The organism is Dysgonomonas sp. 25, assembly GCF_010501075.1.
Classification (GTDB): Bacteria; Bacteroidota; Bacteroidia; order Bacteroidales; family Dysgonomonadaceae; genus Dysgonomonas.
The window spans coordinates 252008-266139 of sequence record NZ_QVMN01000002.1; the positions used below are offsets into that span (position 1 = coordinate 252008).

Annotated in this window: 7 protein-coding genes; 3 read left to right on the forward strand and 4 right to left on the reverse strand. The window is 44.0% G+C overall.

Going from position 1 to position 14132, the window contains the following annotated elements; genetic code table 11:
• Positions 1-27: 27 nt before the first annotated feature.
• The 4 genes from D0T66_RS04240 to pflB all read right to left on the reverse strand — a co-directional run bounded on the left by D0T66_RS04240 (position 28) and on the right by pflB (position 5569).
• Positions 28-813, reverse strand: a complete 786-nt coding sequence (locus tag D0T66_RS04240) for a formate/nitrite transporter family protein (RefSeq protein WP_163355942.1) — start codon at positions 811-813, stop codon at positions 28-30.
• Position 814: 1 nt separating this feature from the next.
• Entirely contained in the window at positions 815-1531 is a 717-nt protein-coding gene (pflA, locus tag D0T66_RS04245; protein WP_163355944.1) for a pyruvate formate-lyase-activating protein, read from the reverse strand.
• A 124-nt stretch (positions 1532-1655) separates the two neighbouring features.
• Positions 1656-3257 carry a sulfatase gene (locus tag D0T66_RS04250; RefSeq protein WP_163355946.1) on the reverse strand — a complete coding sequence of 534 codons (1602 nt, stop codon included), beginning with the start codon at positions 3255-3257 and terminating at the stop codon, positions 1656-1658.
• Positions 3258-3337: 80 nt separating this feature from the next.
• Positions 3338-5569, reverse strand: a complete 2232-nt coding sequence (gene pflB, locus D0T66_RS04255) for a formate C-acetyltransferase (RefSeq protein ID WP_163355948.1) — start codon at positions 5567-5569, stop codon at positions 3338-3340.
• 350 nt (positions 5570-5919) lie between these two features.
• Here pflB and D0T66_RS04260 point away from each other — a divergent pair, with 350 nt between their 5' ends.
• The 3 genes from D0T66_RS04260 to D0T66_RS04270 all read left to right on the forward strand — a co-directional run bounded on the left by D0T66_RS04260 (position 5920) and on the right by D0T66_RS04270 (position 13943).
• Positions 5920-8412: a glutaminase domain-containing protein gene (locus tag D0T66_RS04260; RefSeq protein ID WP_163355950.1), complete on the forward strand. Its 2493-nt coding sequence runs from the start codon at positions 5920-5922 to the stop codon at positions 8410-8412.
• A gap of 522 nt (positions 8413-8934) precedes the next feature.
• Entirely contained in the window at positions 8935-11451 is a 2517-nt protein-coding gene (locus D0T66_RS04265; protein ID WP_163355952.1) for a DNA-binding transcriptional activator, read from the forward strand.
• 212 nt (positions 11452-11663) lie between these two features.
• Positions 11664-13943: a GH92 family glycosyl hydrolase gene (locus tag D0T66_RS04270; RefSeq protein ID WP_163355954.1), complete on the forward strand. Its 2280-nt coding sequence runs from the start codon at positions 11664-11666 to the stop codon at positions 13941-13943.
• The last annotated feature ends 189 nt before the right edge of the window (positions 13944-14132 follow it).

A 14132-nucleotide genomic window follows, 5' to 3' on the forward strand; every position in this document is an offset into this window, starting at 1 on the left:
AGTAATTCTTGTAACTTGTAACTGTTTTTATTCTTTCAAATGAAGATACCAATAGACACATCCTACAAAAATAGCTCCGCCTGCCAGATTGCCCAACGTTGCGGGGAGCAGGTTTTGTATCAGAAAATCGCTCCATAGAATATCAGCACCCGAATAGATAGCCGCCGGAATAAAGAACATATTGGCTATGGAGTGTTCGTAGCCGAGGGTGACGAATATCATCACGGGTATCCAGATGCCGACGAATTTGCCTACCATATCTTTCGAGGCGTAGCCCATAAACATGCCTAAGCATACGAGCCAGTTGGCGCCGATACCTTTGACGAATACTTTCAGGAAGTCCTGATTGACTTTAGCCTCGGCGTAATGATGGAGGTAATCCTGCCATGGATTGATGTCGAAGAAACCCAGATTGGCAGAGAGCAGGTAAGCAATGAATTGCGCTCCTACAAAGTTGAAAACAAAGGAGAGGATTAATAGTTTGACGTAGCCGCCTGTTTTTATCTTCTTTTGCAGCAAAGGGATTGTAAATGCGGTACAATCGCTGGTGAACAGGTCAGCCCCTGTAACAGAAACCATAATCAGCCCGACAGGAAAGAGCGCTCCGGCAAGGAATTTTACGATGCCCGGATTTTCGGCTCCTATGCCCGGAATCCCGCCGGCAACCATGACCGATAACAACCCGCCGAGAGCGATAAATGCCCCGCCGAGGATAGCAATGATGCAGAATTTATGAATGGGTAGTTTACTTTTGTAGATGCCCGAATGGGCAAATAGCTCGGTTGTTTCGCGAGGGTCTCTGTAGTTTGTCATACTAAAATTTCAATCCGTATTCTTTAAATATGTTTTCTGTTTTCTCTATTTCTTCCTGTGTGGGTGGTTCTACGTTTTCCAACTTATAATCCGCTCCTATCTTTTGCCATTTATGGATGCCCATCTGATGGAAGGGCAGGATGTCGACACGCGCTACATTCGGATATTGCGAAACATGCTTCGCCCAATCGTGCAAATCTTTCTCATCGTCCGAATAGCCCGGAACTAAGACGTAGCGCAGCCAAACGGGCTTATTTATATCCCGCAGGTAGTCGAAAAAACGCAAAGTCGGTTCGAGGGGTTTGCTCGTCAGTGTTTTGTATTTATTGGGGTTGATATGCTTGATGTCCAGCAAAACCAAATCGGTGTATTCCAATACCTGTTTCACCTTATCATTCAGGATAAAGCCGGAGGTATCCAATGCCGTATGCATTCCCGCTTGTTGGCATAGTTTGAACAATTCCAACACGAAATCGGCCTGTAAGAGCGGTTCGCCTCCCGATACGGTCACGCCCCCTTTGACAAAGCCTTTTACCTTCTCTACCTCCCTGAAAGCCTCTTCGGGAGTGAGTTCATATACATAATCGTTCATCCCCCACGTATCGGGATTGTGGCAGTAGAGGCAACGCAGCGGACAGCCTTGCATAAAAAATACAAAGCGTATTCCCGGCCCGTCTTTGGTGCCGAACGATTCGAATGAGTGTATCAGTCCTTTCATATATTAAAAGGAGAGAAACGTGTTCTCTCCAAATTATATTGGTATTACTTTAGTAACTCGTAACTGCCCGCAGGGCGAAGAAATAACATTCGCCGAAGCGAAGGCGAGGCAAACTCGTAACTGTTTAATATTCGTCAACTTTCAGTTTCTGGCGATAATTATCGAGCCTTTTCTGCAAGTCTGCCGTTATCTCTTCATATCCCGCTTTGCCATATAAATTGTTCAACTCGTTCGGATCGCTTTGCAGGTCATATAACTCGTTGCAGTTCAACTTATATTCTCCCGCTTTATCCTTGTCGTAGAAATGAATCAACTTATATCTTTCCGTCCTAACGCCATCGTGCCTGTTCACCTGATGGATAGCTGGATAATCGTAGTAATGATAGTACAAGTCCGTTCTCCAATCCTGTGGCTTTTCCCCGTCGAATAATGGTTCGAGCGAAGTTCCGCTCATCGCTTCGGGCTTCTCTACTCCCGCCAATGAAAGGAAAGTAGGAGCATAGTCGATATTCTGCACCAAAGCATTGGTTCTCGTCCCTGCTTTTATCGCTTTCGGATAGCGCATAACCAGCGGCGTACGGAACGATTCTTCGTACATAAAGCGTTTATCGAACCAGCCATGTTCGCCCATATAAAAGCCCTGATCGGAAGTGTATACGATGATGGTATTGTCCAGTAATCCCTGCTCTTCCAGACAGGCTATAAGACGTCCTATTTCGTCGTCTATGGATTTGATACACCGCAGATAGTCTTTCATGTAGCGTTGGAATTTCCAGTCTACAAGTTCTTCGTGAGACATGTTCTTGATATTGTTTACCAATTCCATGTTTTTGGCGTGATATGCCGCTTCCCAATTTTCGCGTTGTTGAGGCGTCATCCGGTCGAGGTCTTTTATCAACGTCTTCCAGTTCCATTCCTTATCGTATGGTGGCGTGCTTGTCAATTCGTGTACTTTGAGGTCGTAGATAAGCGTCATTGTCTTATCCACAGTCATATCCTGCGTATGTGCCGGCGAGCAGCGCGTAGCATAATCGTCGTAGAAAGTGGATGGCTTCGGAAACTCAACATCTTCGTATAGGTCGAGATATTTTTCTTCCGGCATCCAGTTGCGATGTGGCGCTTTATGATGTACTAACAAGCAGAAAGGCTTGTCTTTATCCCTGTTTTCAATGAACTCTATCGATTTGGTCGTAATCAGGTTAGTTGCATAACCTTCCTCCTGAACATATTGTCCCTTAGTCTCTTTTGTTTTGAAGGCCGGATTGTAATAATCGCCCTGATCGTATACCACCGAATAATAGTCGAATCCTTTCGGTTCGCATTGCATATGCCATTTCCCTACGACTGCCGTCTGATAATTATGTTGTTGCAGCAATTCGGAGAAAAATGTTTTGGTCGAATCTATCCCTGCCCCTAAGCGCCGTTGTCCGTTCTGGTGGCTGTACAAGCCTGTCATCAGGCACGCACGGCTGGGTGTGGATAATGAGTTTTCGACAAAAGCTTGCTCGAATAACATCCCTTCGTTTGCCAGACGGTCGATGTTGGGCGTAGGCGCCAGTTTGGATATCGGATGCCCGTATGCACTTATCGTCTGGAACGAGTGATCGTCCGTCATGATGTAGACGATATTCGGCTGTGCATCCGTTGGATTATCTTGTGTAGCGTTGCAACTACACAACAAACTTGTAGGAATAATTGCTAAAGAGAATTTGTTTATATGCTTCATAGTTATTCAAAAAAAAGATTGACAATCAGCAAATATAAACAATTCTACTTTAGATTATTCCTACAAATTGAATTATCTGGTTAAATGGTTGTTGTTATCGTTCTGTTGATAACGTCCAACTGTTGTTCTTTCGTCAGTTTAATGAAGTTTACGGCATATCCCGAAACGCGGATTGTCAACTGCGGATAGTTCTCAGGATTCTCCATTGCATCTATCAACAAGTCGCGGTTGAACACATTCACGTTCAAATGGTGGCCTGTCTGGTTGAAATATCCGTCCATCAATCCGGCAAGGTTGGCTATCTTTTCGCTGTCGTCTTTACCCAATGTATTCGGGGTGATAGCGAATGTATATGATATACCGTCGTTGGCATGTTCGAACGGAAGTTTGGCAACCGAAGACAAGGATGCTACCGCACCGCGTGTGTCGCGTCCGTGCATCGGGTTGGCTCCCGGTGCGAAAGGTGTTCCTCCGCGGCGTCCGTCAGGTGTATTTCCGGTCTTTTTACCATAAACCACGTTAGACGTAATAGTGAGTACCGATTGCGTAGGGATGGCATTTTTGTACATCTTACGCTTACGGATTTTGTTCATAAACTTCTCAACGATTTGAACCGCAAACTTGTCGGTGTTGTCGTCGTTGTTTCCGAACGGAATATAGTCTTTTTCGACGATGTAGTCTATTGCGTCGCCGTCTTCGTCTCTCACTACGCGCACTTTTCCGTATTTGATGGCGGCAAACGAGTCGGCAATAATAGACAGACCCGATACACCGAATGCCTGTGTGCGGACGATGTCTACATCGTGCAAAGCCATTTCTAATGCTTCGTACGAGTATTTGTCGTGCATATAGTGAATGATATTCAATGCTTTCACGTATGTTTCGGCTACCCAGTCGAGTGTGCGGTCAAATTTTTCCCATACCTCGTCGAAGTCTAAATATTCGCCCGAAACTTTTTCTACCCAGTGTTTAGGTAATACCTGAAGTTTCGATTTTTCGTCTTTACCACCATTAATGGTATAAAGCAATGCTTTCGGTAGGTTTGCCCTTGCGCCGAAGAATTGCATCTGCTGACCGATACGCATAGGCGATACGCAGCAGGCAATACCGTAGTCGTCGCCCAATTGAGGACGCATCAAATCGTCGTTCTCGTATTGTAGCGATGAGGTATCTATCGATACTTTAGCGCAATATTTCTTCCAGTTTTCCGGCAAACGGTCGCTCCATAGAACAGTCAGGTTCGGTTCGGGTGCAGGCCCTAAGTTGTATAGGGTGTGCAACATGCGGTAGCTGTTCTTTGAAACCATCGATTTGCCCTGATTGGTCATACCACCCAACGATTCGGTCACCCATACAGGATCGCCCGAGAATAACTGGTCGTACTCCGGTGTGCGAAGGAAGCGGACGATGCGCAGCTTCATCACGAAGTGGTCGATAAACTCTTGTGCCTGCTCTTCGGTGATGATACCGTTTTTCAGATCGCGTTCGATATAGATGTCGAGGAATGTTGTCACACGTCCCAAGCTCATTGCCGCACCGTTTTGGTCTTTGATAGCTCCCAGATAGGCGAAATATGTCCATTGAATAGCCTCTTGTGCAGATGTTGCAGGCTTAGATATATCGAATCCATAAGCGGCAGCCATATGCTTCAATGCTTTCAATGCTTCTATCTGCATGCTTAACTCTTCGCGCAGGCGGATTAGTTCGTCTGTCATCACGATAGGGTCGCACTCTTGAAATCTTTTCTGGCGTTCTTCTATCAGGCGGTCAACTCCATACAAGGCAACGCGGCGATAGTCGCCGATAATACGCCCACGTCCGTAAGCATCAGGCAGACCTGTCAAAAGGCCGCTGCTACGGGCACGACGGATACTGTCGGTGTAGGCCGCGAATACGCCTTCGTTGTGTGTACGGCGATATTTAGTAAAGATTTCCTCTGTCCGCGGATCTATTTCGTAGCCGTATTCGGCAAGGCTTTGCTTCACCATACGAAGTCCACCATTCGGGAAGATAGCTCTTTTCAGCGGTTTGTCGGTTTGTACGCCGACTATTTTTTCGAGGTTTTTGTCGATATAGCCTGCTCCGTAAGCATCTATCTGAGAAGGGAGAGAAGTTTCGGCATCGTAAACACCTTTAGCCTTTTCTTCTTTAAACATTTCGCTCAGTTGAGCCCATAATTGCTTTGTTGCTTCGGTAGGACCGGCTAAGAATTCGTCAGAACCTGTATATTCCGTGTAATTCTCGAGAATAAAGTTATTGACGTCAATTTTTTCCTGCCACTTTGTACCTTTGAAATCTTTATATGCTTCCATGTACTTATAATGTATATAAATTTAATAAACAATAAATTCTGTGTTTGTTTTTGATGGTATAGGTAAGTAACATGAAGAATATCCATTCTTTATTGATGCTGCAAAGGAAGTAAAAAAAGTCCATATACAATTATATTTTAACAATAAAAAGAAGCTGTTTCGATTTCTTCCGTTTCATTGATAATTGTTGATGTTTTTATTGCATATTTTTAAGATCTTTGGGTACTTTAAAGGTGCAGATTGCGTCCGGCGATTTGCAGGACATTATTTTTTCACTATATTTGCAGCGAATGTTTATGTTGGGTCATGAAAGTTTGAGATAAATTTAGTAATAACCCAAAAAAAATCTTATGCAAAAGAATTTGATGATTCTGCTATTGGCTTGCATTGCTTTTTGCAGTTGCGACGAGGCAGATGTTTCTAAAAGTGTGGTAAAGAGCGATCTTCGTCCACCAGCTTACCCTTTAATTACAATTGATCCGTATACCAGCGGATGGTCGTTTACTGATAACCTGTACGATGGTTCGGTAAGACACTGGACAGGTAAAAAATTCCCATTGATTGGTGCTGTTAAAGTAGACGGAGAAGTTTTCCGCTTTATGGGGACGGAGGATATTCCTTTGGTAACGGTTGCGCCGACTTCGGAGCAAGGCAACTGGAAAGGCAAATACACAACATCTAAACCGTCAGGCGACTGGATGAAGATGAACTTCAACGATGCGGCATGGAAAGAAGCTCCGGCAGCATTCGGTACAACTCACAACGAGCCTACTTCCAAAACGCATTGGGAGCAGGAGTTTATCTGGGTGAGACGTATCATCGACATCAATGAAGACCTGACAGGCAAAAAAGTATATCTCGAGTATTCGCACGACGACGATGCTATTATCTACATCAACGGCATCGAGGTGGTGAATACCGGCAATTCTTGCAAGAAGAACGTATTGGTTCCGCTTTCGGATGAAGTTATCGCTTCCTTGAAGCAAGGAAAGAATATCATAGCCGGATATTGCCACAACAGAGGCGCTAACGGATTGTTAGACTTCGGTCTGGTAAGAGACAAGGAGAACAAGCAAATCCTGAAACAAACGGCTGTGCAGAAGTCGGTAGATGTACAGGCGACGCAGACACACTACGTGTTTGAGTGTGGAAACGTTAATCTGAACCTGACATTTACTGCGCCATTGTTGATGGATGATTTGAAGTTGACTTCGCGTCCTATCAATTACCTTTCTTATGACGTATCATCGAACGACGGCAAAGAGCACGAAGTGGAACTTTACTTCGAAGCTGCTCCGGCATGGGCTTTGGACAAGGATTTGCAAATGGCTCAAAGCGAAGGCTTCGAGGATGGAAACCTTGTGTTCGTGAAAACGGGTAGCACAGAGCAGAATATCCTTGTTAAGTTCGGTGACAATGTACGCATCGACTGGGGCTATTTCTATATGGCTGCCGATAAATCGAACTCTATCTGCAATGTAGGCGACAGCGAAGTGCTGAGGAATGCCTTTGTCAACGGTTTGAAAGAGGCGTCGGCTGAGAAGCGTGAAAGCGCAACGGACAAACTGGCTATTACTACTACGGTAGGCAAGGTGAATGCGACTGTCAGCGGTAAGTTGATGATAGGATACGACGACATCTATTCTATTCAGTACTTTGGCGAAAATCTGCGTCCATATTGGAATGCAGATGGGAATGACAACATTATGAACCAGTTCCGCAAAGCAGATGATGAGTACAAAGACCTGATGAATAAATGCTATGCTTTCGACAAAGGCCTGATGGAAACAGCAACTGCTGCCGGAGGTAAAGAATATGCCGAGTTGTGTGCCTTGGCTTACCGCCAGTCTATTTCGGCACATAAGATAGTACAAGCTCCGAACGGAGATATACTCTTCTTGTCGAAAGAGAACTTCAGCAATGGTTCTATCGGTACGGTGGATGTTACTTACCCGTCGGCGCCATTGTTCCTCTACTATAACCCCGAACTGGCAAAAGGACTGCTCAATCATATCTTCTATTACAGCGAAAGCGGAAAGTGGACTAAACCTTTCCCATCGCATGATGTAGGTACTTACCCATTGGCTAACGGTCAGACTTATGGTGGCGATATGCCGGTGGAGGAAGCCGGTAATATGCTCGTGCTGACGGCTGCTATTGCTGCAGTGGAAGGGAATGCCAAGTATGCCGAAAAGCACTGGGATGTATTGACGACATGGACTGACTATCTGGCAGAGCACGGCCTCGATCCTGATAACCAATTGTGTACCGACGACTTTGCCGGACACTTTGCGCACAATGTCAACCTTTCGGTGAAAGCCATTATGGGGGTTGCTTCTTATGGTTATCTGGCTGATATGCTGGGCAAAAAGGATGTTGCCGAGAAATACACTGCCAAAGCCAGAGAGATGGCTCAGGAGTGGATGAAAATGGCTGACGATGGCGATCACTATCGCCTGACATTCGACAAGCCGGGCACTTGGAGCCAGAAGTATAATCTGGTATGGGATAAGCTATTGAAAACAAATATCTTCCCGAAAGAAGTGGCGCAAAAAGAAATAGCTTACTACCTCACTAAGCAGAACAAATACGGTTTGCCGTTGGATAACCGCGAAACATATACCAAAACCGACTGGATTATGTGGACAGCTACTTTGGCTGACGATCAGGCTACATTCCAGACCTTTATTGCGCCGGTATACAACTTTATGAACGAAACGACGGATCGTGTGCCGATGTCGGACTGGGTATGGACGGAAACGCCAACTCAGCGCGGATTCCAGGCGCGTTCGGTTGTTGGTGGTTATTACATCAAAATGCTTGAAGAGAAATTAGATAAATAATTACTTCCCGAGAATCCTTACTAAGAAGAAAGCATGTATCGTTATGGTACATGTTTTCTTTGTTTTTACCGGGTTATTTTCACTATTTAACCACTAAAGTCGCAAAGCATTTCTTTACAGGCCTGATATGGCTGTCAAGTTCTGTCAAAAACCTTACTTTTTTGATAATCAATTGAAATTTAGTTAAAACTTGACACTCTTGACAGATTTGACGCGATACAGTGTTTTTTTGTCTTGTCATTTTTTTGTCATGCTGAGGTTTATCCGAGGCTTCTTGTCACGCTATCAGCAAGAGAGCCCTTGCATCCGCCCAGGATGACAAGAGAATGGAACTGTATACCTGTTTCACGTAAACGCTTTTACTTGCAACCTGTAACTAACCATTGATAAACTTGCGCCCAAATAATAACCGCTGATTCACATTATTTACTATTTTTGTATTGCACCATGGGGAAAATACATATTGTTCGGTTTAACCCGGGAACGTTATACTGATAAATAATGATTTGCAAGATGCCAGTTATGCTTCGATATTTGATGTTTACCATTCTTTTTTGTTCCGTATCGCCGTTGCTTTATTCGCAGGGACTCAGGATAAAAGGGAATGACCACCTGATTGATGAGCGCACTTCCTATTCGGTATTCGAAACCAAGCATCCTGTTTTTTCTGATAAACTGGACATTTCTTTCGAGATGGCGATGCCTGTCCCTTCCACTGTGGGGTATATCTTCAGAATAAAAAACGAAGAAGATAAGTATATATACAATCTTCTGATAAATGATCAGGGAAGCTCTATCCGCTTCAAATTCAGCCACGAAGGGTATGATGTAAAAATAGATGCTTTGCCCGATCCGCAGAAAATACAAGAACAGCAGTGGATTAAGGTCTACCTCTCTTTCGACCTGAAAAAAGACTCCCTGATGCTGCAAATCAATGATGACCGTTACTACACCGGCGATCTCAAGTTGAAAGATAAGTGGAAACCGCAGATTCTTTTCGGGCGCAGCGATTATGTTATCGACATACCGCCTTTTATCATGAGAAACTTAGTCATAAGCGACAACAAACAGCGCTATCATTTCCCTTTAGATGAGAGTTCCGGCGAATCGGTACATAATGACAAGAAAGAAGTGATAGGGAATGTAACCAACCCCGAATGGATAATAAACGATGCATACCATTGGAAAATGGTGGATTCTTACTCTTCGAGAACGGTATCGGGAACCAATTTTAACCCGGAAACGCAGGAAATATATTATTTCAATACAGACTCTATTGTCTTTCATAATGTGCGCACAGGCACATCCCACACAATGCAATATGCCAATGATTGCCCGATGACGTTGCGGTTGGGGACGAACTTTATTGATTCTGCCCGAAAGCGGCTGTATGTATATGAAGTTTTCGATTTGCTCGCCGGAAATGTTTCGATGGCATACCTTGACCTCGAGACATTGGAGTGGACGAAGCAAAGTTCGGAAATACTTCCTACCCAGTTGCATCATCATGGCAACTATTTCGACGCTGAAAACCGTCGCTATATAATCTTCGGCGGGTTTGGGAATCTGATGTATAATAAGTATTTCTTCAGCTATAATCTGGATCGGGATAAATGGGAAACGCTGGAACTGACCGGCGATACTATCAGCCCCCGTTATTTCACGTCTATGGGTTATGACCGCTATGCCGATTGTCTGTACGTTTTCGGTGGAATGGGGAATAACTCGGGAGATCATACAGTAGGACGCCGCTACTTTTACGACCTTTACAAAATCGATTTGCGGGTTAATCATATAACAAAGCTATGGGAAATACCGTGGCGGGACGAAAACGTAGTGCCTGTCCGTAATTTGGTTGTGGCGGACGATTCTACGTTCTATACGCTTTGCTATCCCGAACATTTTTCTAATTCGGAACTGCGTTTGTACCGCTTTTCGATAAAAGACGGAGCACATCAGGTTGTTGGCGACTCTGTGCCTATCCGCTCCGAGAAGATAACGACTAATGCCAATCTCTACTATAATGAGGCATTCAGTACCCTTTTTGATATACAGCAGGAGTTCGAAGATGACGATATTGCCTCCACAACGAGGGTTAACAGGCTCTTATTTCCGCCTGTCACCTTAGAGCAATTGAGCGTTTATTCCGCTTCGAACGGGCAGGATAACAGGATGCTTATCGGAATAATTCTTGCCGTAGCAGCAATATTATCCTTTTTCGGACTGCTCATCCTCAGACGCAAGCGGAAGAAGCAACAAACCGTAGTGCAGGAAGGTTATCCTGTTAAAGAAAGCGGGAAGCCGGTTCGGTTAGATACGACAACCCGTGCCAATGCTGTTTATCTATTTGGAGAATTTGCCGTATACGATCGCTACAATAAAGATATTACATACCTGTTCAGTGCAAAGTTGAAGCAGGCTTTCCTCCTGATTTTGCAATATTCGTTCGACAATGGAATTTCTTCGCAGCAATTCAGCGAGTTTTTATGGCCTGATAAATCATCCGAAAAGGATAAGCTCAAAAATCTGAGAGGGGTGACACTTAATCACTTGCGTAAGATATTGAAAGAGCTGGACGATATAAACCTTGTACACGAAAATGGTATGTTCAAGCTCCTTTTCAAGGGAAGCAGCTATTGCGATTATGTTTGTTTGTACGAAATAATGTCATCGGTGAACGAGAATAAAGACTGGGACGAGGTCGCACGGATTATATCCCGCGGCAAATTCCTTCAAACCTTTGACGAACCGATGTTCGACCACTTCAGGGATATTGTCGACAGGAAAATAGATCCGTTCTTGTCGAACCGTATCAAAGCAGAATTTGAAACCGAGAATTACCCGATGGTTATCGTCTTGGTCGAAGCCTTCTTCAATATAGACCCTATCAATGAAGATGCTTTGCACTACTTACTTATTTCCTTGTCCAAAACGGGACGCGAAGATCTGGCGAAGAATTACTATGCCAGATTCATATCGGAATATAAGGTGATGATAGGCGAAGATTATCCGAGATCCTATTCCGACATCCTTTCGTAAAATCTCTTTCGCTTTATGGGGAATACCTGCAAATTCTTTATCCTTTGATAGGGAAAAATGCTGTGGGTTAATAAAAAAGTTTCTTCGGATTCCTTTTTTAATCTCTTTTTAACCTCTTTCTTAACCCTTTTGTTAACCTCTTTCTCATTCATTTGTATTGTTTATAATAAGCGCAAAAAAAGATACTAATACCAAATCAAATTACATCAATCATGCGAAAATTATCAATTCTATTGATTCTCTCCCTGCTTTTCTCGGTAGCTAAAGCAAGTGACGAGACAACTCCTGTCGATTATGTTAGCATTCTTGTCGGTACACAGAGCAAGCACTCTCTGTCTACAGGTAATACCTATCCGGCGATAGCCCTCCCGTGGGGAATGAATTTCTGGACACCCCAGACCGGAAAAATAGGCGACGGATGGGCATATACTTATGATTCCGATAAGATAAGAGGCTTCAAGCAAACGCATCAGCCAAGTCCGTGGATGAATGATTACGGCCAGTTTGCTATCATGCCTACAACAGGAAAAAGAATATTTGATCAGGACGAAAGGGCGAGCTGGTTTTCGCATAAAGCAGAAATCGCTAAGCCTTACTACTATAAAGTTTATCTGGCCGATCACGATGTGGTAACAGAAATTGCCCCGACTGAACGTGCGGCTATGTTTCGCTTCACTTTCCCCGATAATGAATCGTCTTCGGTTGTTATCGATGCATTCGATAATGGCTCGTATGTAAAGGTTATTCCATCGGAGAACAAGATAATAGGCTATACAACTAAAAATAACGGTGGTGTACCGGATAACTTCAAGAATTATTTTGTAATTGTCTTTGACAAACCGTTTACATACACGGCTGCGGTGGCAGATAACAGCATCAAGACAACAGCGCTGGAAGCGGATGCAAACCATGCAGGAGCTATTATAGGCTTTTCTACCAAAAAGGGTGAAATCGTTCATGCACGCGTAGCTTCTTCTTTCATCAGCTACGAACAAGCAGAACTGAACCTGAAAGAATTGGGTAATTCCTCTTTCGACGAAGTGGCAGCGAAAGGCAAAGATACATGGAATGAAGTATTAGGTAAAATTACCGTTGAAGATAATAATATAGATAACCTGCGTACTTTCTATTCTTGCCTTTATCGCTCGGTACTTTTCCCTCGCAGCTTCTACGAGATTGATGCCAAAGGAGAGGTAGTACACTACAGCCCTTACAACGGACAGGTATTACCCGGCTATATGTTTACCGATACAGGATTCTGGGACACATTCCGTTGTCTTTTCCCATTCCTCAATCTGGTATATCCGTCGATGAATGTAAAAATGCAGGAAGGCTTGGTAAATACATACAAGGAGAGCGGATTCCTGCCTGAATGGGCGAGCCCGGGACATCGTGGCTGCATGGTTGGAAACAACTCCGCTTCGGTAGTAGCAGATGCCTATCTCAAAGGCCTTCGTGGCTATGATGCCGAAACATTGTGGAAAGCTGTCGTTCATGGAGCGAATGCTGTACACCCTGAGGTTTCGTCTACCGGACGTTTAGGATATGACTATTACAACAAACTGGGTTATGTACCTTACAACGTAGGCATCCACGAGAATGCTGCCCGTACGCTCGAATATGCGTATGACGACTGGTGTATCTATCAGTTCGGTAAGAAACTGGGCAAGAAGAAAAAAGAAATAGACATATATGCTAAGCGCGCGATGAATTACAAAAACCTCTTTGACCCTGAGCATAAATTGATGCGAGGTAAAAACGAAGACGGTAAATTCCAGTCGCCGTTCAACCCGTTGAAGTGGGGTGATGCCTTCACCGAAGGAAATAGCTGGCACTACACTTGGTCGGTATTCCACGATCCGCAAGGCTTAATCGACCTCATGGGCGGAAAAGACGGCTTCAACCAGATGATGGATTCGGTATTTAATGTGCCGCCATTGTTCGACGATAGCTACTATGGCTTTGTTATTCACGAAATCAGAGAGATGCAGATAATGAATATGGGTAACTATGCTCATGGCAACCAGCCTATTCAGCACATGATATATTTGTATAACTATTCCGGCCAACCTTGGAAAGCGCAATACTGGACACGCGAAGTGATGGATAAACTCTATACTCCTGCTCCTGATGGCTATTGCGGCGACGAGGACAACGGGCAGACATCGGCATGGTATGTTTTCTCGGCTATGGGATTCTATCCTGTTTGTCCGGGAACGGATGAATATATCTTAAGTTCTCCACTATTCAAGTCGGTTACGCTGAATCTGGAAAACGGTAAACAGGTGAAAATAACGGCGCCGAATAATGCCAAATCCAACCGCTATGTGAACTCGATGACTGTCAACGGAGCATCGCATACCAAAAATTATGTGACGCATGATGTGTTGATGAACGGCGCAAAAATCAATTTCGATATGTCGCCTACTCCGAACAAGAACAGAGGAACGAGCGAAAGCGATCTACCATACTCTTTCTCGAGAGAAAAATAGATTTTAAGATATTCCCAATATAAACATTCACTTTTTAATTCCGATTGCTAACTATCTAATTGGAAGTAATATGAAAAAAAGATCAGGCCTCCTATTCACTTTTTATCCGGAGGTCTGATTGAAATCTATACCTGACTAAAAAAAACAATTATTTGATTAACCTTTTTTTTGACCTATGATGAATCTTTG